The following is a 21,957-nucleotide window of genomic DNA, read 5'->3' on the forward strand; positions in this document are numbered from 1 at the left end:
TGAGCAGTGAGCAGTGAGCAAATTGATACTTTATGTATATCATTGCTAGTGTAGTGGTATTTATAATTTTCAATGATCAATTTTTAATTATCCAACACCCCTCTTCACTACTGTTCATGGCTTTGTTGCAACGAGTCTATACTCTCTAAGGCTCGTTGCTTATTTTTAAATTTTGAACGAATTGGGCATACCTATCCCATTGAACTTATTTAAGACTTTACAACCAATCATCACCTCGGTGACTTGGCTATCAAATTTTCTGGATAGAAGGGTATTTCCAATAATTGTTTTATAACGAAACATTGCTGTTTCTGATAAACTTCTTTGGTGATACCCTGATTCTTTTTTCCACTCTTCTCTTCCTATTTCTTCTATTCGATCCAAGGTGTCAAAACGTTCCAAATGTGCCAATGTAGGCTCTTTGACCTTTGTCTTGACGCCATTTTTTTGGGGAGGAACAATATTTACCCCCCCTTTCTTTTTAACTGCTTTTCGAGATTTATACTTGTCGTAAGCGCCATCTCCATAAAATTCTCCAACTGTTTCAATAGGTGCCAATAAGTCTTCTACAACTTCTCCATCGTCTATCGCGTTGGTTGTTAATTTGGCACAAATGATCTGTTGTGTCTCTGTATCCACCCCTAAATGCAGTTTTTGCCATGTTCTACGCTTACCAGCTCCATGTTTACGTACTTTCCATTCTCCTTCACCATACACTTTCAGACCGGTACTATCTATGGCTATATTTACCGCTTCTCCAGATGATATAGGGTCTAGCGTGATGGATAAATGTTGTGCTCTACGAGATACGGTAGTATAATCTGGAACTTGTATATCGTTAATTCCCATCAATTCAAAAACACTTGCCAAAAAGCCAGTACTCTGACGTAGTTTTAGCTTATAAAGGTATCGAAGAGTTAAACAAAGCTCTATAATATCATCTGTATATTGCTTCTCTCCTACCACTTTATCCTGATAGCTACATTCACGCCATCTGCGTAGAGTATTTTTATCTAACCAAATGGTAAGACTACCTCTTTGAATTAAAGAAGTATTGTATTCTTTCCAGTTTTTAAGTTTATACTTATCTTTAGGCTCAGGCATGATTAAGGTGTTTTGTTTTGGTTCGCACTTAAACTTACCACTTTTTCATGCCTTTTTCATATCGTTGCAACAAAGCCACTGTTCATTGATAATTGAAAATTAATCATTGAAAATTATTAGCTGTCTAATCGATTTCTATAGGCGATAATTGCTGAGCTCTCTCCACAAAGTGCGCTACTTCTTCCTCTGTGGGAGTGCGGAGCGTCAGCCTTTCCTCTTCATTCATAATATCAATAGCTCCGTAGAGCGTATGAGGGTTCCAATCACCTAAGTTACTGACAGAATACACTCCTATTCTGTGTAAAAGTTTTACGTACTCCACATTCATTCCCTCAATACGAAATAAATCACCTTTGTGAACCCATTCGTATATTTTATCTTCTTGCAATAATGCCTGCTGTGCTATTTGCTTACGTCCCTGTGCTGTAGCACCTCTATTCAATAATTGCTCGACGGTATCAATGCCTATCTTATGGAGCATCTCTGCATAAGTCCCATTGATTCCTTCTATCATGTGAACTGCTTGTGCCATATTGTCTAGTGGTTAAATTGTGTTACCAACTAGACAACCTCTATTAAGTCCTGAAAATTCCATGATTTTTCTTATACAGGGCGATGCCCTGTACTATGAGTCACATCCTGTACGGTTGGCAATATTCTGTATTATTAATTAAGTTTGAATATTTATCTGTCACACTACCTAATAGCTTTGTTGAATCGTTGAATTTCAATACTTCGTATTGAGTTGAATTGAGCTTCGCTCGTTGATTCGAGTTGAATCGTTTATTGAATTCAATAAACGATTCAACTCGAATCAACTCACCAAAGGTGAAATTCAACGGTTCAACAAAGCTATTAGGTAGTATGACGGTTATTTTTTCAATCTTAATCAATACCCCTTATCTAAGTCCTATTATTTCACAGAGCGAGCAAGTCGAAACCCTACGTTCTTGTATTTTATATCTGTTCTTAAATAGTTACGGGCCTGTACATGCTCATATTCATCTCCACTATACCAACTCCCTCCTCTACACACTTTATATTTTCCTTTTCGAGGACCTTGAGGGTTTTTACGAGCAGACCAACGTTTATAGTATCCTTTCTTATACCAATCATTACACCATTCATATACATTGCCACTCATATCGTGTAATCCTAACGAATTACTCATTTTCATCCCTACGGGGTGAGTTCGTCCAAAGCTATTTTGTGTGTACCAAGCAACATTTACTAGCTGATCACTACCAGCGTAGGTATACCCCCTTTCTTTCTTTGCTCCGATGGCTGCGTATTCCCATTCTGCTTCTGTAGGTAAGCGATAGTCCATACCGGTCAAGGCATTGAGCTTTTCAATAAATAGCAATACCTCCTCCCAACTGATATTTTCTACAGGACAATCAGCACATCCATTAAAGCTACTAGGGTTGTACTCCATAATCGTTTCCCATAAAGTCTGGGTTACCTCATATTTACTGAGATAGTAATCTTTAAGTTTTACTTTATGACGCTTTGCTTTTTTGATATCTCCCCCCATTACAAAACGTCCTCCCTGAATCAAAACCATATCCTGATCGATTTGAGCTAATGCCTTTCGTAGTTTTTTCTCCTTCTTATCAGGAACGGTTGTCGTGGACAGTAATAAGCATAAGGGAAACAAAAGAGTATATAGTCTAAAATTTTTCATGGCTAAGTGGGTTTATTAGGATTATTGGCATACGTTATCATCATAAACGTAATTCCTATTAAGTTAAGCATTAGCATAGAAAAAGCCTGTGAGATTAATCATTCTTCACAGGCTTTTCATGCGTGGATACCACGACTATATGTTGAATCGTTGATTCGTTGAATTTCAATACTTTGTATTGAGTTGATTCGAGTTGATTTGTTGGTTGAGTTCAGCAATCAAATCAACTGTTCAACCAAACTACCACTCTTTTCGATCAATAATTTCTTTGAAGATAAAAGCATTTTTCATGGCATGCGGAGAAGATAGCAACTCCTGTACAGTACTTTTTCTTTTTGTAGAGGAACCCCTTCTTTGGCTTCTCGTATTTTTCTTAAGGGAGGCCTGATCTATTGATTGATAGATCACCCGTCCATCACGTTCTCTATTGACTACCTCTACATCTCCTGAAAGTTGCTCTATCGCTCTCTGCTCTGCTTTTTTTGCATCGATCAGTTGTCCCTGCTCCTCCAGGCCTTTTTTTCGTTCCTCCTTATCTGCAAACTCTTTAAGTAATCGTTTAAATTCCTCATTTTCGGCCTCCTCATACTCTTCTGTCTCCATCTGATACTCCGGCAAGTTCTGATACTCCACTTCGGGCATTTCTACACGTTTTTTACTAGTCATCGAACGATTATCTTTCTTTTTCTTAGAAGAAAGGAACCAATAAATAATAAACCCTACCAATGCGGCCAGCAACTCGAACATATCCATGGCAATGAAAATTTGTTATGCGTGAAAGTATCTTTTATGCCTATTTAATAGAATTTTTCAAAGAAATCAAATTATATGATCGTATCAATTTTGATTCTATGAATTAAGTTTAAATTGTAGGGCAAGGAGCTGTACATTCACCCTTAAATGTAACTACGATGGACAAATTTCAACATAACGATCATCACCACTTTATTCCACACACCCATAGCGACCGAAGCATTCGCTCGGCATTTATTCTCAACTTATTATTTACAATTTTTGAGATCGCAGGGGGTATTTTCACCAACTCCATGGCGATTCTATCTGACGCTATTCACGACTTGGGAGATACCTTTGCTCTTGGCATGGGACTTTACCTGGAAAAGGTCTCTCTCAAAAAGGAAGATACCCATTACACCTATGGTTACAGAAGATACTCTACCCTGGCGGCTGTCATCAATGCGGCAGTACTCACCACTGGGTCTATTTATATTGTCGCTCAAACGATTCCCCGACTATTAAAACCAGAAGAAGTTCATCAGGAAGGAATGATTCTCTTTGCCATTGTAGGGGTAATCGTCAATGGGGCTGCAGTGTTCAAGCTAAAAAAAGATCATAACTCAGCCAACCAAAGAGTCATGATGCTCCACTTGATGGAAGATGTTCTGGGATGGGTAGCGGTCCTCATCGGCAGTATCATCATGTATTTTTATGACGTACCTATCCTTGACCCAATCTTATCGTTTGGTATTGGGTTGTATATTCTTTTTAACGCAATTAAAAATCTTAAAAAAATTCTTCCCATATTCCTACAAGCTATTCCAGAGAATATACACCCAACACAGCTTCGAAAACAGCTAGAAAAGATCCCTGATGTACTGGAAGTTCACGACCTGCATGCCTGGAGTATGGATGGAGAATTTAACATCATGACCATTCATGTTGTTGTTAATAGTGACAGCGATCTAGAACGTTGTTATCATATCAAACAAGAGATTCGTAAAATTCTTGAAGCCAAATCAATACAACACACGACCATTGAAATAGAAATAGCTCATGAGCACTGTACCCAAAAATGTGGAAAAATCAATTCCCAAAACAGTTAAAACTATCGGGGAATGGATTGAAGAAAGCTGGCATATCGAGCCAGATACACAGGGTAAAATTTTCTTATCCATTTTAACCTTTTTGGTATTATGGACTTTACAGAAATTTATCCTGAAAATCATCTATCGCCGTATTACTGACCCCAAGCAACGATATGGCTGGCGTAATGGAGTACGCAACGTATACTATTCCTTAATTTTTCTGATCATTACCGCCATATGGGTAGAGAGTGTCAACTCCTTGGCTACCTTTTTGGGGATCGTCACAGCTGGTCTAGCCATTGCCCTACAGGATATTGTGGCCGGATTTGTAGGATGGCTTTTTATTATTTCCAGAAAGCCTTTTGAGGTGGGTGACCGCATACAGATTGGTGAGAATGTTGCCGGTGATGTGATTGATATACGGTTTTTCCAGTTTACCATCAATGAAATAGGTAACTGGGTAGATGCAGAGCAAAGTACCGGAAGAATTATCCATGTGCCCAACGGTAAGGTGTTCAAGGAAAATATCGCCAACTATAACCAAGGATTTACACATATATGGAACGAAATAGGCATCCTGATTACCTTTGAAAGCAACTGGGAGAAAGCACGAAAAATATTATTAGAGATTCTGGAAAAAGAAACCGTGCACTTATCCGAATCCGCTGAAAAACGATTGAGGAGGGCCTCTGAGAAGTTTATGATCTTCTACCAACACCTTACTCCTACTATATACCTTACGGTAAAAGATAGCGGGGTAATGCTGACTATGCGATATATCTGTCCACCCAGAAGTCGTAGAAATACGGAAGAGAAATTGTGGGAAGCTATTCTGAAGACATTTTCCCAACACGAAGATATAGATCTAGCCTACCCTACCCAGCGTATTTTCTATAATCCCATGGAAGGGAAAAAAGGTACCCCTCCACTAGCACGTTAAATTTTCAATGATTAATTATCAATTATCAATGTCTTGATTTTCAAATATCAATAAGGTGGATTTATGGCTGTTAAAAAGCTAACATTGATAATTGATAATTAAAAATTAACCAACGCTGCCAGATCGTCTACCACCAAGTCTGGCTGCACGACAGAAGCGTCTGCAAAAGCTTTCTGATATTTCCCTGTGCGAACCAATACCCCTCTAATACCAGCTTCTTGCGCTCCACCTACATCTCCTTCTATATCATCCCCCACCATAATGATTTGATCTTTGGGCATACCGAGACTTTTCACTCCCAGCTCGAAAAATGAAGCAGACGGCTTGCCTAATACTACGGCCTCTGTACCTGTCGTATATTCAAGGCCAGCGACATAGGCCCCTATTCCCATCTGAATTCCTTTAGAGGTTTTCCAGAACTTCCCTTTATTTAAGGTTAGGATTTTAGCTCCATTCATGACCATACCAAATAACTTATTCATCAAGTCAGCATTCCACTCGATTCCTAAGTCTCCCATCAGTACGATCTCTGGATTTCCTTCGTCATAAGTAAACTCCTGCTTGAAGCTTTCTGAAACACTATCTGGTAAAGCAGGATAAAAGCGTTTGATATCCTGTTGTCTCATATACTCCAAGGCTGCTTTAGGAGGGTTAATAATATGGTCTGTAGAGACCTCCAACCCCATATCATGTAAGCGTTGCTGTATAAAACTAACCGTACGCCCTGAGGTATTGGTTAAGAATCTAATTTCTTTTCCTTTTTCTCTTAATGCTTTAATCGCCTCAATAGAGCCTTCAATGGGCTTATTACTGACATACATGACACCATCCAAGTCACATAAAATCCCCTTAATGTCGTTTAATGTCTTCATGCTTCTGTAAACGTTTTTGTTGAGGCGGCTTGCGCCGCTGGTTGAGCGCTTCGCTGTTGAGTTTCACCTTCGGTGAGTTGAGCTTTTTATATGAGTCTAAATTAGTCTATGATATCACTTATCGAATGTCAACTTCAGGCATTTGAACTTTCTATTAGACCCATGACATCATTTTTTAAATTTCACCTTCGGTCATTTGAATCATTAAAAAACTCAACTCACCGAAGGTGAAACTCAACAGCACGCAGTGCTACTCAACCAGCGGCGCAAGCCGCCTCAACTTTATTACCACTCGATAGGTGCTTTGCCCTGTTGCTCCAAATACTCATTCGCCTGGCTAAAGTGCTTATTACCAAAGAAGCCTCTATGCGCAGATAAAGGAGAAGGATGCGGCGATTGCAAGACCAAATGTTTACTCTTATCAATCACTTTTCCTTTTTTCTGGGCATAAGCCCCCCATAACAAGAACACAACGCCTTCACACTGTTCTGCAATTTGCTTAATGACTTCATCCGTAAAGGTTTCCCATCCTCTATTCTGGTGAGAACCTGCCTGATGTGCTCTTACCGTCAAGGTAGCATTTAATAATAGAACACCCTGGTCCGCCCAACGTTCAAGATTTCCGGTAGAAGGAACCTCTTTCGCTAAATCATTTTCTATTTCCTTGAAGATATTTCTTAAAGAAGGAGGAAAAGGAACCCCATCATTTACGGAAAAACAAAGGCCATTGGCTTGCCCTGGGCCATGGTAAGGATCTTGCCCTAAAATGACTACTTTAATATCCTCAAAAGTACAGTGGTTGAAGGCATTGAAGATGTGCTTCCCGGCAGGATAAATCGTTTGTGTTTGATATTCTTCCTTTACAAAATTGACTAACTCCTGAAAATAAGGCTTCTCGAACTCTGCGCCCAAAGCCTCTTTCCATGAGGGTGCTATTTTTACGTCCATCGTTTATTGATTATAGGGAATATAAAGTTTATCGCTTATTGCTTATCGTTTAGAAACGATAAGCAATAAGCGATAAACTTTCTTATAAAAACTTACGCATTTCCGACCATGATAAAAGTAAGCGCTGCCGCTAGTTTAGCGGTCTGTCTATCCTTATCATATTCTGGATTTAGTTCAGCAATATCTGAAGTGATTACCTTTTGGGATTTGTACAATTTCTTGAATGTCTTGGTAAAGAAGGCATCCGGTACAATCCCTGTAAATGCCGTAGCACTTACACCTGGAGCATAAGCTGACGAAAATACATCCAAACAGTTCGTGTTATAGATGAAGTCTACCTTATCTACAAAATCACTTACTTCTTGGAACACCTTCGTGCGATATCCTTCATTGAACTTATCTCCTGTAACATAGGATACCCCATACTTTTCAGCAGTCTGATAAAGGCGCTTGGTATTGCTATTTTTTTGTAAGCCTAATACGAGATAATGAAACTCATTCCCTTCCTGCTCCATATCGCGAGCAATCTGCAAAAATGGTGTACCTGAACTTCCTACTCCTTCTTCCAGTTCTCTCATATCAAAATGGGCATCAAAGTTCACGATCCCTAGTTTTTTATCAGGATGCTTTTCTTTCATGAACTCCTTAATCCCCAGATAATGCCCATAAGCCACTTCGTGTCCTCCACCTAGTACGATAGGTTTATAACCCGCTTTCAGGACTTTGGCGACTACCTTTCCTAAGGTTTCCTGCGCCCCTTCCATATCCTTATCGTTACATTCTATATTTCCTCCGTCAATCAATTTCAGTTGATCATCAAAATGTACCGGAAGATTCATACTAGCCTTACGTAAATCATAAGAACCATTCTTGGCTCCCGTACGCCCTTTGTTACGACGTACTCCTTCATCACACATAAAACCAATTAGCACAACACCCCTCTCTGCAGGCTGTAAAATTGGTAATTCTTTTTGACTCAAATCAATGGCCTGTACAACCTGATGCCAACGCATATCCTCCCAGGCTGTTCCATCTATTCTCCCCTCCCAAAACGAGGGATCTATGGCTTTATAATTTTTAGCATCCTCCATAGCTTTTAACTTTAGGGTTAGTATAATACAAAGGCACATGCCGAAGACATGTGCCTAATAATCTAATCAAATATATAATTTTTTCCTGAATACCTCTGGAATTATTTCATCATTGGAGGCTGTCCTGTAGTCTCCAAGACACTCCACCAAAGGTCCCCATTAATATTGATTTTCTTACGTGTTTTTGTACATACAGGAATTGGCAGGTAAGTAAAGCTATGGTGCCAACGACCTACTACGAAATCCGTTTTTCCTGCCATCACACCGTGAACAGCATTCAAAGCCAACTTAGAACAGAAGATACTATCACTTGCATTCGCTGCCTTTGAACGGATGATATACGATGGATCAATATACTTCACCGTAGGGTCCATACCTTCCTTCGTTAGGTATTCTGTAATCTTATCTTTCAGGAACAGTCCGATATCTTTATAACGAATATTACCAGAAGCATCTTTCTTTACTTCCTCTTCGCTCAGATTCTCAAACAAGTTCTGTCCAGCTCCCTCAGCAACGACCACCAAGGCATGCTTTTTCTCTTGCACCCTTTTCTTTAGCTCTGGCAAGAAGCCGTGTGGTCCTTCCAATTCAAATGGGTTCTCTGGTACCAGTACAAAGTTTACGTCTGGCATGGCCATCGCTGCATTCGCCGCAATGAAACCAGAATCTCTACCCATCAATTTTACGATCGCAACACCATTGTAAGCTCCCGTTGCCTCATTGTGTGCATCACGAAGAATTGGGGCTGCTGTTGTAAAGGCTGTTTCAAAGCCAAATGTCTTCTGAATAAAGTTAACGTCGTTGTCAATTGTCTTAGGAACCCCTGCCACAGCAATTTTCAGGTTGCGGCGCTTAATTTCCTCAGCAATGGCGTGTGCACCACTTAGGGTACCATCTCCACCAATTGTAAAGAGCATATTAACGTTATTACGCACCAATGTATCCACCATCACACCAATATCCTGCTGTCCTCTGGATGATCCCAAAATAGAACCTCCAAACAGGTGAATATCCTTTACTACTTCTGGATCAAGATTGATAAACTTGTGATTATACGCTGGATTCAACCCTTGGTATCCGTAAGGAATTCCAACAATATTCTGAACACCGTAACGATAATACAATCCCATCACAATACTACGGATCACATTATTCAACCCAGGACAAAGACCGCCACAAGTCACGATGGCCGCTTTTGTATTGGCTGGTGTAAAATAAATCTTCTCTCTAGGCCCCGCTACCTCAAAGGAAATAGGCTCTTCGCCAGACTCTACTGCTTTTCTGAATCCCTCCACAGAGGCATCAAAAAGGACACGTTGGTCATCTTTGGCAAAATCGTGAGAATAATCTGGAGTATCGTAAGTGTGTACAAGTGGTGTTGTAATGGCGCAGTCGCCTAATGTTTGTACATGGAAATCTTCTGCTGAAAATTGATCAATATTCATTTTTAAGTTTTTTTCTTGGTTTGATTGCTTGTGGCGTAATGCAAAAATGCAGGAATCTACGCATTAAAAGGATGATAAATATTATCAAAAAAATAATATAATAATCTCCAATTCGCCTCCTGTATGTTGCATCATTGATAATTTAACAAATCTATTAATTTTTATAACTTTTTCAATAAACCCTCTACTTTCTCTTGTTTCTTCTTCAAGGGCCAGAGGGAAGGAATCCAATGAATATCGACTCCATCTTTTTCCATTTTGCGAAACCAGGTCATTTGTCGCTTGGCAAAACGATGAATGGCCGTTTCCAAACGAGATAGCATAGTGGCTTTATCCAGTGCCCCCAACAAGTACTGGGTGATAAACTTATACTCCAATCCATAGTACATCAAATCCTCAGCTGTAGTTTTTTGCATCAACTGCTGTACTTCCTCAATCATTCCTTCCTCTACACGCTCATACAGTCTTTGTGTAATACGTTCTCTTCGGGTCTCACGCTCTACATGCATTCCTATAACTAATGGGCACAAAGGATAAGGAAGCTGTGCTGGCTCAAAATCTGGATGTTCCTTCAGGTACTTACCTACCTCAATCGCCCTAATGGTTCGTTTTCGATGGTGCCGATCAGCAAATTGCTTCCCATAATCGTAAGAATCCAGTTGCTCCAGCAACTGCTCTTGAGAGCAATCCTGTAACCTATCCCTTAACTCCTCATCCACAGGAATACTACTCAATCCATATCCTCGGAGAATAGCATCAATATACATCCCTGTGCCTCCACATAGAATCGGTATCTTTCCCTTCTCCCATATGGATGCATACACATTCCAAAAATCTTGTACAAACTCATGTACGTTATATTTGTAGCCGGGATCATGAATATCTAATAAATGTACCGGCACTTGTATGCCGTCTACCCAATAATCTTGATAATCCTTGCCTGTACCCAAGTCCATCTCACGATATACTTGACGAGAATCAGCACTAATAATCTCCGTATTCATCTGCCTGGCCAACTGGGCCGCAAATGCCGTTTTTCCACTAGCGGTAGGTCCTGTAATCACAATTAGATTACATCTTGTATTTTTATAGCTTTCCTCCTGCACTGTTCCAAGTATTGTTTTTTTTAATCAAAAAAATGAAAAAAAGATTATATATTTAAGTGTACATTAAACGCTTATCTTATATTGATCACTTCCATTTTTATATGCTAATATTCCATCAAAAATACGATATAGGGAATAAGTTTACCTATGACAATAGGAAATGTAATTTAAATAATTGTATTTTTTCCCTATTTTGGCAGTGAGCAAGCTATTTTGACTGATAACATTAAGTAAAAATTACCGTGAAGCAAACGATCGAAAAAGGAGCATTAACCAAGGATGAAGTTCTAAATGACCTGAGGGTTGCGTTAGAAAGTCGTCATGCTAGTTATATTGGTAGAAAAGAAGTGTTCATGGGTAAGGCCAAGTTCGGCATCTTTGGAGATGGTAAAGAGCTGGCACAAATTGCCATGGCTAAAGCCTTTAAAAATGGAGATTTCCGTTCAGGCTATTACCGTGATCAAACATTCATGTTTGCTATTGGACAGCTATCTTTAGAAGCATTCTTTGCACAGTTATACGCTCACACTGATGTAGAAGCAGATCCTTCCAGTGCTGGTCGTTGTATGAATTCACACTTCTCTACAAGAAGTCTTAATGAGGATGGGTCTTGGAAAAACCTTACAGAACAGAAAAACTCTAGTTCAGACACCTCTAATACCGCGGGACAAATGCCTCGCTTGGTAGGATTGGCTTACGCCTCTAAGCTTTACCGAGAAAATGAGGACCTACACCACATGACACAATTTTCCAATAATGGAAATGAGATTGCTTTTGGTACTATTGGTAATGCCTCTGCTGCCGAGGGACTTTTCTTTGAAGCCATCAATGCAGCTGGTGTATTGCAAATTCCTATGATGATGTCTGTATGGGATGATGGTTATGGTATTTCGGTACCTAACAGCTATCAAATGACCAAGGACTCTGTTTCTGAGATCCTTAAAGGATACCAACGTACCAAAAAGCTCAAAGGATACGAAATCTATAAAGTGAACGGTTGGGACTATACTGCCCTAATCGATACTTACCTAAAAGCAGAAAAAGTATGTCGTGAAGAGCATGTCCCTACTTTTGTGCACGTTACAGAAGTGACTCAACCACAAGGACACTCTACTTCCGGATCGCACGAGCGTTATAAATCTGCAGATCGTTTGGAGTGGGAAAAAAAGTATGACTGTCTTACGCAGTTCAAAGCTTGGGTTATTAAAGAAGGGTATGCTTCAGAAGTCGAGATCGAAGAAATCGAAAAAGCGGCGATCGACAAGGTAAAGAAAGCTAGAAAAACCGCTTGGGATGCTTTCCAAAACTCTATGCAAGGAGATTATGAGAAAGCCTTGGAACTCTTGAAAAGAGCTTCTAAAGCACTTCCTCAGAAAAGCGCCTTGGGACAAATCACCAACGAACTGGAGAAAACGCTTAACCCAATTCGTATGGATGCTGTTAGAAGCATCAAGAAGGCTATTCGTGAGATGCGCCACGAGCAACTTCCTTTGAAAAAAGAAATGCAAGATTGGTTAAAACAAATTCTTGCAGAAAATGAAGAAAGATATAGCTCTCACCTTTACAGCGAGTCAGCGGAATCGGCCTTGAATATAACGGCTGAGGAACCTACATATGTAGAAAATAGCCCAATGGTAGATGGTAGAGAGATCATGCAAGCATGTTTTGATGATATGCTCGCCCGTGATCCTCGTGTATTTGCTATTGGAGAGGATGTAGGTAAAATTGGAGATGTAAACCAAGGTTTTGCTGGTCTTCAAGAAAAATATGGTGAACTAAGAGTAACAGATACTGGTATTCGTGAGGCAACCATTATTGGGCAAGGTATTGGCGCTGCGCTTAGAGGGCTTCGTCCAATCACTGAGATCCAATACCTGGATTATATTTACTATGCTGTACAAACACTGGCGGATGATCTAACTTGTCTACAATACCGTACCAAGGGTGGACAAAAAGCACCACTTATTATCCGTACAAGAGGACACCGTTTGGAAGGCATATGGCACTCAGGTTCTCCAATCAGTATGCTTTTAGGCAGTTTGAGAGGAATGCACCTATTGGTTCCTAGAAATATGACCAAAGCAGCAGGTTTCTACAACACCCTATTGAAATCAGATGAGCCTGCTGTAATTATCGAGTGCCTGAACGGTTACCGATTGAAAGAAAAAATGCCAACTAATATCGGAGAGGTTTGTACACCATTAGGGATACCAGAAACCATCCGAGAAGGTAATGACGTTACTGTCGTAACCTATGGTTCTATGTGTAGAATCGTAATGGATGCAGCAGAGCAACTGTCCAAAATTGGTGTTCAGGTAGAGATTATTGACGTACAATCCCTATTACCATTTGATGTGCACCATAGTATTGTGGAATCCATCAAGAAGACCAATCGTGTGGTATTTGCCGATGAGGATGTTAGCGGAGGAGCTACGGCTTATATGATGCAGAAAGTGGTAGATGAGCAAGGAGCCTATAGCTACTTAGATTCTCAACCAGTATGTATCTCAGCCAAAGATCACCGTCCTGCCTACTCTTCGGATGGAGATTACTTCTCTAAACCAAACGTAGAAACGGTATTTGATAGAATTTACGACCTTATGAGTGAGGTGAGTCCTAAGCAATTCCCTCCACTATATGAGTAATTTATAGAGAAAAAGAAAGGGCGACCCTAAGGGTCGCCCTTTCTTTTTTTCAATATTACACTTCTTCTACATAGATCTTCACTCCTTCTACTCGTGTCACTCTGACGGAAGTATTGGTATTGACAAACTGCCCAAACGTACATACCTCACGGATATCTCCATCAAAATTAGCCGATCCTGATGGACGCAAAGCAGAAACCGTCAATCCTATATCTCCGACCTCTAAAGGAAGATCATCTTCATTGACCTTACTATCTATTGATTTTTTAAGTGCTAATTGGTTCCATGTATTAGAACGAAAGCTCTGAATAAAAGCCGCCAAGGTAACCACTAAAGTACCGGCGAGAATCATATGTCCTGTCATCGCTCCAAAGAACTCATAGCCCATATAGATTCCTGACAAAGCTGCCAAAAAGCCTAATACACCAGCAATCGTTGTTCCTGGTATCAAGAAAAACTCCACCAGCAATAATATCACTCCAAATCCTAATAAGGACAGTACCATGATCCAATCTCCCATAGTCTATATATTTTTTATCTTACCGATGCTTTCAAAAAAGTAAGAAAACATACATTCAATTGTCTTTATGTATTTATACGAATAAAAAAGCAATTAGTCTAATAAATAAAAAAGTTCATAATGTTTAATTACAATGACTACATCATTGTGATCATGATGTTTAGTTGAGTTCTTGAATTTACCTTTGGGTGTAGTCAATATTTCAACTAAACAGCATGAACGGGCAAAGCCCAATTAAACATTATGAACAACAAGCTTTTTTAGCTGCAGCTCTATTCCTTATAAAACTTACCTGTTTTATTATCGTAAGTCAGATAGTAGCTTTTACCTTTTGATAAAGCCGAACAATCTACGACATCTCCTTCCCCCTTCAACACAACCTTACCATGAATATCCATCACAGAATATTTCACCATTCGGCTGAAGAATAACTCTTTTTCTACTCTCTTAGGGTAAAATGTCACCATTTCCTGTTCAGAGTTGATCTCAAGCATTGGAGAAACTGTTACCTTTCCATCCGGTTTGATGTAGATAATTTTATACTGATTCAGCCCTTCATGGTGACGCACAGGAATAGAATAGAAATTATATCGCTCACTTCCTTTTCCACTCACCATCTTCACCTCTTCCCATTCACTAATCAACCACTTCATCACCAAGAAATAGCCTCCATCAATCTCTCCAGATGTCGTCCAAACGATCTTGTCATCGTCTACCTTAGAACGGCTAAATATAAATTGTCCTGCTACTTTTTTAATGGCATTAGGGTTAATCACTTTAGGTGTACATCCTTCATTGTGTACTATTAGAATATCTATATCCTGATCTCTATGCAAATGAGACAAGTCCAGAATGAAGGCCCTCTGTTTAGGGGATTCTAATTGTTTTTTACCGTTAACATACACTTCCTGTACACAGGGTGTTCCACTCTCATCAATAGGGTTTTCAATATATAAGTTACTACCCTTATAGACGCCAGATAACTTGATTTCTGCTGCGCATAAAGGCGTAATCCAATAGGTAAATAATATGGATAGTACAAGAATCTTCAGATTGCTAATCATTATACCAAGAAGATTTATTTTAGTTAGATATTGACCAATCAACAGTCATAAGTAGGAATGTCAAGGACAAAATACCTTATACATTCACGTAATAGTTTTTTAGCTAAGCAATAACCTAGATCACATCTAGGTTAATATATGGTGTAAATTTTGAAAACAAATGTAAACAAATATTATAAAAAAAATACTACATAGGCCATTTATTCATGGGTAATTAACATATGTATATAATCTTAACAAGACTCCCCTACACAACCCATTTCCTGCATATTACTTCTCTTATTAGGGACAACTGTATTCTGTTATTCGTCAAAAAAATCCAATAAAAATAATTTTTAGAGTTCGCTTATATAAACAACAGCTTGACTGGTATAATCCCCCCTTGAGGATGTGATTTTTTTTAAGAAAGGCGTAGAAACAGGAATATAATCGCCTTTCACCTTTTACTTTCTCTACTATGGAGTTTTAAAGTTTGGAACTTTACCGTATTATCTCTAAAATCATATATTACCTTGCTAAATAACAAAACCAGAAAAACATGAAGACCTCATTATTCCTATTAACGTTATTGCTTTTCCTCTTATCACCTCCTCATTTCATTCAAGCTAAAGGGAAAAAAGCACTCTTAATCGGTATCAACGAATATCGTACTCCTGGGACTTCTGGAGAATGGAGAAACTTAGAAGGAGCCATTAATGACGTGGAGGCCATCTATAGTATCTTAACTTCCAAATATGGATTTCAAGACAACCATATACAAAAACTGATCACTCCAAAGACTACCACCAAGCAAGCCCTAAAAGCTGCTCTTAAGCAACTCAGCGAACAAACGGAACAGGACGATATTATATTCATTTATTATGCGGGACATGGTGCCCAAGTCCGAAACTCCCTTTTCTTTGAATCGGATCAAAAACATGAAACCATTGTCCCATCTGATGGTAACAAAGGGGTTAATTACTATCTGCTAGACACGGAATTGAATGCCTACCTACACCAGATTATGGATAAAGGAGGGCGATTGACGGTTATTTTTGACAGTTGCAATAGTGGCTCCGTATCTCGAAGTACTTTGACCCACGCCGACTTCTCTCCCCGTGTAGCACCAACCTACAGCGTAGACCTGAAGATGCCTTTTAGCAAAACACGTAGCCTTGCCGAGAGAGGAGCGTTAGTGATCTCTGCAGCTCAGGACTATGAGCAAGCTGGAGAGGTCTTTGATCCTACAACACAGCAAACCAGGGGAGCTTTTACCTTTGCGCTTTCCTATGCTTTACTTTCCAGTAATAACCGAGAATCTGTGCTCAACTTATTCAAAAGGGTAGCTTCTATTCTAGAGTATCAAACAGGCCCTCTCCAAAACCCTGTATTGGAGGCTAACACTGATCGTTTACAAAAACCTTTATTGGATTTTGGAGATGCCGTAAAAGAATATGGTATTATGGTATCTGTCTTAAAAGGAGATGATCCTAACCACATTATCTTGGGAGGGGGCTACTCCATCGGCTTACAACCCGGTAGCGAGATTTCTTATATTCGCCCAAACGGAGTCAGCTCAAAGCTAATCGTTACTTCAGATATTGGTCTGGTACAGGCCAAGGCAAAGGTTGTGCACGGCCCTACCGTACCTACAGGGACCCTGCTTCCTGTGAATAGCTGGAATGCTCAAGGAAATAATATCCTTAACCTATACCTCCCACCTTCATCCTTTTCAGGACAGGACCTTAGAAGCTTGTTCTTAACATTCTCAGAAGCAGCTAAATCGGGAGTGAAATTAGACTATGACACTCGCCTTAGCAGCCCTGAAATCCTCCTTAATTTTAACGGAAATCATTGGGAGCTTTCTGGGCAACTTGGTCGTCATGCTACACTGCGCAAATCATTTACAGCCCAAGAGCTACTACAAGCCATGGGATCAGTAGGGTCACTACAACAAACACTTTCCGTCAATATCCCTTACCCAAAGGATTTATATGATGACCTAATGACTGCCTTCAAGGAAAAGGCTAACATTAGAATCGTCAATACTCCAAGTGCAGCACATTACCAAGTATATGGAGGAGTAGACTATAGTGGGCCACAGAGTTTATTGGCTTACACCTGGACCAACATCAAGTATAAAGGAGAAGGTGTGCTCACCCGAAGTGCCCTGCCTTTACATTCTGATTGGCATGTGCTAAATACCGAAGGAAATCTCGCTACACAAATGATAGAAGACGCTGCCAAGATTAGTAATATCATCTCTTGGTTAGGGCTTGCTTCACCTCCCGACCAAGACCATTTTCCTTATCGATTATCATTGCAAAATATGGCTACTAATGAGATGCTCGAGAAAGGAAATATCTATGAAGGCTATTCCTATCGCCTAGTATTGCATCAAGATGCAACACTATACCCTTATTGGAATAAGAGTAACCGCTTCTTATATATTTTCAGTATCTCCAATCAAGGTGATTTCCATTTAATTTTCCCTGAAATAAGCAGTACTGAAAATACTATTAATCGTATAGGCCTTGACCCCGCCACAGGTCGATACAAAAGTATTATTGATCTAAACACTCCCATACAGGTACATCCACCTTTTGGCACTGATCACCTTATCTTACTGACCTCCAATCGCCCTATCACAGACTTATCTGTCTTTAACCAAAGAGGGTTTGGAAGTTATCGGAATATCATAGAGAACAAATGGTCCATTCAGCAAGCAAGCTTTACTTCTAGCAGTGAGCAGTGAGGGGATTGATACTTTGTCGATATAATCACTAGTGTAGTGGTATTTAATTTTCAATTTTCAATGATTAATTTTCAATTATTTACTACTCACCCTACCTTGCATGTTAATTATACGACTCACTGTTCACTGATAAGTATTTATTGTTTTAACGCAATTATAAAAATGAGAAAATATCTTTTTACACTACTTTTTGGCCTACTTTGTAGCCAAATAACTTTGGCACAAATTCCTTCTCAGGTTCGGGTATTGGACTCTGATATAACCATTACAGAAGGAGGAAGAGCTAAGATTTTACAAAAATACAATAGTCTTACACGTAGCCCAAAGCACTATCAGGAATATGCACAACGATGCAATACCTACTTTCCTATTATTCAAGAAGCCATGAAGGAGCATGGTGTTCCTTCCGACTTTAAATACCTAGCGCTACAAGAAAGTGCGCTAAGAGCTGAAGCGGTTTCACGCTCTATGGCTGTGGGGTATTGGCAATTTAAAATTGCGACAGCAAGGGAACGCCTTTTAAGAGTTGACGGTGACCCTGATCGAGAAGATGTAGATGTTGATGAGCGTATGAATATTTATAATTCCAGTCATGCCGCTGCTGTTTACCTAAAACGAAATGCACAATACCTTAATGGTTCGTGGATCTATGCCTTATTAAGCTACAATCTTGGTCTAACCGGTTGTAAAAACTATATCCGAGACAACAGGCTAAATCCTATGCGTATCGTTGTTGATGAAAATACCCATCATTATATCATTCACTTCTTGGCACATTACTTTGCCTTTGGAGATAGTAATATTGAGAACAAGCCTCCATATTTAGTACCTATGGAATTTGTCAACACCACTTTCTCCAAGGTTTCAACAACTACCGGAACTCCAATAGAGAATCTTCAGGAATACAATAAATGGCTCAAGAACCCTGATAAGATCATTCCTAACGATAAAATATACTCTGTGGTAGTTCCTGCCAATAGCGTTGACGACCAAGAAGTCCTTATGGCATTATCCACCTCTTTTAAGGAAGAGCTAAAAGGTACGCGTAATACTTCAGCCGTTTATGTTCCTGAGGTACTAGAACTTTACCCTTTTATTATGGACGTTGCTCCTGATAGCACAGCTGAAAATAGAGCCCTTATCTCAGTGAATGGGTTGAAAGCCATCTATGCACAAAAAGGAGATACACCAGAAAAACTCGCTCAAGCTGGAGAAATCTCCGAGATGGAGTTTCTAGCTTTTAACTATTTAACTGCCGATGCATCTCTGGAAGAAGGTGCTTTTTATTACCTGGAAAAAAGCCCTGATGAGATTCTACTATCTACCTTCCACATTTGGGAAGAAGGAGACACACAGGAGTCTATTGCCAAACGTTATGGTATCAGCTTAGAGGGACTTAGAAAGCTTAATGGATTAAAGGAAGGCGAGCAACGCCAGAAAATCTTCTTCTCTAGAAATTAGACCTTTTGTTCATGTTGTTCAGTTGAGCTTCGCTCATTCATAATGTTTAGTTGAGATTTATTGATACAAAAAAACAACTAAACAATATGAACGAGCAAAGCTTAACTAAACATTATGAACAAACTGTTATTGTACTACTGAACACCTGCCATAAGATGACCATCATAGGTATACTCCTCCTCTTCTTTTTTATACTTACCTTCCACCGTATCACAAAATCCTCTCCGTTAAAGAAATACTTCTTTCCTGCTTTACTATTTAAGATGATATGTGGACTATTGGTAGGATGGGTATATACCTATTATTATCAAGGAGGGGATACTTTCGCCTTATTTAAAGATGGAATAGTCCTTCATCAGGTACTCAAGGAATCTATACCTCAGTACCTGGATTTTCTACTGCACAGCACAGAAGATTACCCAGAAAGCATTCTGCTTCAATTGAGTAACCGGAATGAGCGTGCGGTGTTTATGGCCAAGTGGATCAGTCTAGTCAACATACTCACCAATAACAACTATTGGGTTACGGCATGCTACTTCAGTTTGTTTAGTTTTTGGGGATGTTGGGTACTGAGTACACAGCTTTACAAGCAATTTCCTACTTTAAGAAGTGGGATCGTTGTTTCATTCCTTTTCTATCCCAGTGTCACTTTTTGGAGTAGTGGTATCATGAAAGAAAGTATACTTTTAGGTGCCATTGGATTATGCACTGCTATCGTCATCCTATTATTACGTGAATTTAAAGGGATCAAATCCTTTTCCCTTCTCCTTGGAGTTGGAGGATTACTTTGGGTGATTTTTCGACTAAAATACTATTACTTTGCTATCTACTTCCCTTGTTTACTTATTCTAGTCACTTCCTATCTATTCATTATTCGCTGGAAGTATCCCCCTCTCAGGGTTTTCATTATGTCTTGTGTACTTCTTTTAACAGTCATTGGAGCTATGACCGTTAGCCACCCCAACTTGCAAATAGAACGAGTACTAGAAGTGATTTACCTTAACTACGAAAAACTATCGGGCACCGTACATCAAAGCATCCTTATACCCGATCTGCGACCTACTTTACGCTCATTTATTTCCCATGTACCACAAGCCATTACTGAGGGGCTTTTTAGGCCTTATCTTTGGGAGAAAAACACCTTACTTCAGACCCTTCAAAGTATAGAGAATAGTTTACTGCTTCTACTCTCAATGACCAGTATTTATTTTTTCAGGTCATGGAAAGTACAAAAAAAAGCACTCCCCTTTTTATGGGCAGTACTTCCTTATATTGCATTACTGATCCCCCTGTTGGCGTTTGCCTCTCCTAACCTAGGCACTTTATCAAGGTATAAGGTAGGGTATCTTTCCTTTCTATTATTATTGATCATAAGTGGAATTCCAGCCTTTCATAAAAATAACTCCCACCCTCTTAACAATAAGTGATCACACATTTTTCCTTGACAACCCATCCCTCAGCCTCTTTCACGGCAGTGCCTGCTTGCAATACATTAACCTTGGTCGTTGCTTCAGGAGCGCTACCTGATGCCAGTTCTACAAAAGGAAGAATAGAATCCTCAAACTGTGTATTGGCCTGCTGTATCTTCAAAGGATGATTAATCAGCTCAAAAGCTGCCTCATCTTCATTGATGACTGTCAAGCGGAACTGTCGATCAAATCCTTTATCTACCCTACTAAGGTCCAGAAAATGCCCTCCTTTTCCCAAGGCATAATAATCCTCTGTTTCTGATACTCTAGCAAACTCGGCATTTTCTCCTTCTTCGGGTAATAACTCCATATGTAGCTCTCCTGATGAAGATATGGATGAGTTAGAATGGAGAGTAATCTCTTGGGTTACTTCTTCCTTCTCTTCTACTTCAGGAGCTACCTTTTTATTCTCTGTTAGCTCTTTTGTAACAATAGCCTGTTGCTGTTGGAGTGCTTCCAACTGTGCCTGCAGTTGTTGTACTTGTCCTGAAAATAACTTCTCCTGCTTGGCTAGTCTCTGCTCCAAATGATCAGTATACACATCTATTTCCTCAAATCGACGTTCTAAGGAACGAAGGTCTGTCTGCAGAGAAGCCACGGTTTCTGGCAAAGGATCTTTTTCTGATTTTTGCTGTTGGGCTTCTATACGCTCTAACTTACGATACACTTCTTTCAGATAGGAAGAAGTGTTCAACATCAATCCAGCAGGAAAATGCTTTTCAATATAACGTACCACAGAGCGATGCGCACCTTCACGTAATTTCTCCTGAAATTTCTCTTCCACATGATTGAAGATTTCTTGCTTCAACCCTTGTTGCTCATTAATAAATATATCGACAAAAAGTTCTGCCTTCTGTACGCCTACAATAGCAGATACCTTTTTCTTGAACTCAGAAACTCCTAAGGATCGGTCGCTTTCAAGCAACTGCAGTAGCTGTAGCAGTTCTTCTCTTTTTGATTCAGAAAGCATAAATTCTGTAGGTTAATTAGAAAAATGGGGACAACAAACGCTTAACATCAGGGGATTGGGGTCCCCTGATTTGGAGTGCAA

Annotated in this window: 18 protein-coding genes; 6 read left to right on the forward strand and 12 right to left on the reverse strand. The window is 39.6% G+C overall.

From position 1 onward, the window contains the following. Positions 1–165 precede the first annotated feature (165 nt). The 4 genes from ABD985_RS05745 to ABD985_RS05760 all read right to left on the reverse strand — a co-directional run bounded on the left by ABD985_RS05745 (position 166) and on the right by ABD985_RS05760 (position 3,541). Entirely contained in the window at positions 166–1,104 is a 939-nt protein-coding gene (locus ABD985_RS05745; protein WP_345369959.1) for an IS5 family transposase, read from the reverse strand. A 124-nt stretch (positions 1,105–1,228) separates the two neighbouring features. Beyond that, a complete protein-coding gene (locus ABD985_RS05750; protein ID WP_345369960.1) occupies positions 1,229–1,636 on the reverse strand; it encodes a DUF4332 domain-containing protein in 408 nt (135 codons plus the stop codon). Positions 1,637–2,017: 381 nt separating this feature from the next. Continuing rightward, entirely contained in the window at positions 2,018–2,788 is a 771-nt protein-coding gene (locus tag ABD985_RS05755) for a formylglycine-generating enzyme family protein (RefSeq protein ID WP_345369961.1), read from the reverse strand. A 240-nt stretch (positions 2,789–3,028) separates the two neighbouring features. Beyond that, a complete protein-coding gene (locus tag ABD985_RS05760; RefSeq protein WP_345369963.1) occupies positions 3,029–3,541 on the reverse strand; it encodes a hypothetical protein in 513 nt (170 codons plus the stop codon). A 158-nt stretch (positions 3,542–3,699) separates the two neighbouring features. Here ABD985_RS05760 and ABD985_RS05765 point away from each other — a divergent pair, with 158 nt between their 5' ends. Beyond that, entirely contained in the window at positions 3,700–4,629 is a 930-nt protein-coding gene (locus ABD985_RS05765; RefSeq protein ID WP_345369965.1) for a cation diffusion facilitator family transporter, read from the forward strand. Then, entirely contained in the window at positions 4,580–5,551 is a 972-nt protein-coding gene (locus ABD985_RS05770) for a mechanosensitive ion channel family protein (protein ID WP_345369967.1), read from the forward strand. Before ABD985_RS05765 ends, ABD985_RS05770 begins: the two co-directional genes overlap by 50 nt. Positions 5,552–5,649: 98 nt before the next feature. On the opposite strand, the gene ABD985_RS05775 is transcribed toward ABD985_RS05770, so the two are convergent. The 5 genes from ABD985_RS05775 to miaA form a co-directional block, all read right to left on the reverse strand. After that, complete coding sequence (locus tag ABD985_RS05775) at positions 5,650–6,423, reverse strand: TIGR01458 family HAD-type hydrolase (RefSeq protein ID WP_345369968.1); 774 nt, start codon at positions 6,421–6,423, stop codon at positions 5,650–5,652. Positions 6,424–6,708: 285 nt separating this feature from the next. After that, entirely contained in the window at positions 6,709–7,371 is a 663-nt protein-coding gene (gene ung, locus ABD985_RS05780; protein ID WP_345369969.1) for a uracil-DNA glycosylase, read from the reverse strand. Between the two features lie 92 nt (positions 7,372–7,463). Then, positions 7,464–8,462, reverse strand: coding sequence for a formimidoylglutamase (hutG, locus tag ABD985_RS05785; protein WP_345369971.1), 999 nt, complete (start codon positions 8,460–8,462; stop codon positions 7,464–7,466). Between the two features lie 101 nt (positions 8,463–8,563). Then, positions 8,564–9,907 carry an ATP-dependent 6-phosphofructokinase gene (locus tag ABD985_RS05790; protein WP_345369973.1) on the reverse strand — a complete coding sequence of 448 codons (1,344 nt, stop codon included), beginning with the start codon at positions 9,905–9,907 and terminating at the stop codon, positions 8,564–8,566. Positions 9,908–10,068: 161 nt separating this feature from the next. Next, positions 10,069–11,013, reverse strand: a complete 945-nt coding sequence (gene miaA, locus ABD985_RS05795; protein ID WP_345369975.1) for a tRNA (adenosine(37)-N6)-dimethylallyltransferase MiaA — start codon at positions 11,011–11,013, stop codon at positions 10,069–10,071. 236 nt (positions 11,014–11,249) lie between these two features. Here miaA and ABD985_RS05800 point away from each other — a divergent pair, with 236 nt between their 5' ends. Beyond that, positions 11,250–13,658, forward strand: coding sequence for an alpha-ketoacid dehydrogenase subunit alpha/beta (locus tag ABD985_RS05800; RefSeq protein WP_425550437.1), 2,409 nt, complete (start codon positions 11,250–11,252; stop codon positions 13,656–13,658). A 55-nt stretch (positions 13,659–13,713) separates the two neighbouring features. On the opposite strand, the gene ABD985_RS05805 is transcribed toward ABD985_RS05800, so the two are convergent. After that, positions 13,714–14,178 carry an NfeD family protein gene (locus ABD985_RS05805; RefSeq protein ID WP_345369978.1) on the reverse strand — a complete coding sequence of 155 codons (465 nt, stop codon included), beginning with the start codon at positions 14,176–14,178 and terminating at the stop codon, positions 13,714–13,716. A 272-nt stretch (positions 14,179–14,450) separates the two neighbouring features. Then, entirely contained in the window at positions 14,451–15,242 is a 792-nt protein-coding gene (locus ABD985_RS05810) for a hypothetical protein (RefSeq protein ID WP_345369980.1), read from the reverse strand. A gap of 538 nt (positions 15,243–15,780) precedes the next feature. Between ABD985_RS05810 and ABD985_RS05815 the strand changes: the two genes are divergently transcribed. The 3 genes from ABD985_RS05815 to ABD985_RS05825 all read left to right on the forward strand — a co-directional run bounded on the left by ABD985_RS05815 (position 15,781) and on the right by ABD985_RS05825 (position 20,864). Further along, complete coding sequence (locus ABD985_RS05815) at positions 15,781–17,976, forward strand: caspase family protein (protein WP_345369982.1); 2,196 nt, start codon at positions 15,781–15,783, stop codon at positions 17,974–17,976. Positions 17,977–18,138: 162 nt separating this feature from the next. Next, a complete protein-coding gene (locus ABD985_RS05820) occupies positions 18,139–19,437 on the forward strand; it encodes a lytic transglycosylase domain-containing protein (RefSeq protein WP_345369983.1) in 1,299 nt (432 codons plus the stop codon). Between the two features lie 86 nt (positions 19,438–19,523). Beyond that, positions 19,524–20,864 (forward strand): hypothetical protein, encoded by a 1,341-nt coding sequence (locus ABD985_RS05825; RefSeq protein WP_345369985.1) that lies wholly within the window; start codon positions 19,524–19,526, stop codon positions 20,862–20,864. Here ABD985_RS05825 and ABD985_RS05830 read toward each other — a convergent pair. Continuing rightward, on the reverse strand, positions 20,851–21,876 hold the full coding sequence (locus tag ABD985_RS05830; protein ID WP_345369986.1) for a hypothetical protein: 1,026 nt from the start codon (positions 21,874–21,876) through the stop codon (positions 20,851–20,853). The genes ABD985_RS05825 and ABD985_RS05830 overlap by 14 nt on opposite strands. Positions 21,877–21,957: the final 81 nt, after the last annotated feature.

It is taken from the genome of Algivirga pacifica, assembly GCF_039543525.1.
In the GTDB taxonomy this organism is placed as follows: Bacteria; Bacteroidota; Bacteroidia; order Cytophagales; family Flammeovirgaceae; genus Algivirga; species Algivirga pacifica.

Excerpts from the sequence above, each read along its gene's own strand:
- ABD985_RS05745 (WP_345369959.1), bottom strand. The coding sequence starts at position 1,104 with ATGCCTGAGCCTAAAGATAAGTATAAACTTAAAAACTGGAAAGAATAC.
- ABD985_RS05750 (WP_345369960.1), bottom strand. The coding sequence starts at position 1,636 with ATGGCACAAGCAGTTCACATGATAGAAGGAATCAATGGGACTTATGCA.
- ABD985_RS05755 (WP_345369961.1), bottom strand. The coding sequence starts at position 2,788 with ATGAAAAATTTTAGACTATATACTCTTTTGTTTCCCTTATGCTTATTA.
- ABD985_RS05760 (WP_345369963.1), bottom strand. The coding sequence starts at position 3,541 with ATGGATATGTTCGAGTTGCTGGCCGCATTGGTAGGGTTTATTATTTAT.
- ABD985_RS05765 (WP_345369965.1), top strand. The coding sequence starts at position 3,700 with ATGGACAAATTTCAACATAACGATCATCACCACTTTATTCCACACACC.
- ABD985_RS05770 (WP_345369967.1), top strand. The coding sequence starts at position 4,580 with ATGAGCACTGTACCCAAAAATGTGGAAAAATCAATTCCCAAAACAGTT.
- ABD985_RS05775 (WP_345369968.1), bottom strand. The coding sequence starts at position 6,423 with ATGAAGACATTAAACGACATTAAGGGGATTTTATGTGACTTGGATGGT.
- ung (WP_345369969.1), bottom strand. The coding sequence starts at position 7,371 with ATGGACGTAAAAATAGCACCCTCATGGAAAGAGGCTTTGGGCGCAGAG.
- hutG (WP_345369971.1), bottom strand. The coding sequence starts at position 8,462 with ATGGAGGATGCTAAAAATTATAAAGCCATAGATCCCTCGTTTTGGGAG.
- ABD985_RS05790 (WP_345369973.1), bottom strand. The coding sequence starts at position 9,907 with ATGAATATTGATCAATTTTCAGCAGAAGATTTCCATGTACAAACATTA.
- ABD985_RS05805 (WP_345369978.1), bottom strand. The coding sequence starts at position 14,178 with ATGGGAGATTGGATCATGGTACTGTCCTTATTAGGATTTGGAGTGATA.
- ABD985_RS05810 (WP_345369980.1), bottom strand. The coding sequence starts at position 15,242 with ATGATTAGCAATCTGAAGATTCTTGTACTATCCATATTATTTACCTAT.
- ABD985_RS05815 (WP_345369982.1), top strand. The coding sequence starts at position 15,781 with ATGAAGACCTCATTATTCCTATTAACGTTATTGCTTTTCCTCTTATCA.
- ABD985_RS05820 (WP_345369983.1), top strand. The coding sequence starts at position 18,139 with ATGAGAAAATATCTTTTTACACTACTTTTTGGCCTACTTTGTAGCCAA.
- ABD985_RS05825 (WP_345369985.1), top strand. The coding sequence starts at position 19,524 with ATGAACGAGCAAAGCTTAACTAAACATTATGAACAAACTGTTATTGTA.
- ABD985_RS05830 (WP_345369986.1), bottom strand. The coding sequence starts at position 21,876 with ATGCTTTCTGAATCAAAAAGAGAAGAACTGCTACAGCTACTGCAGTTG.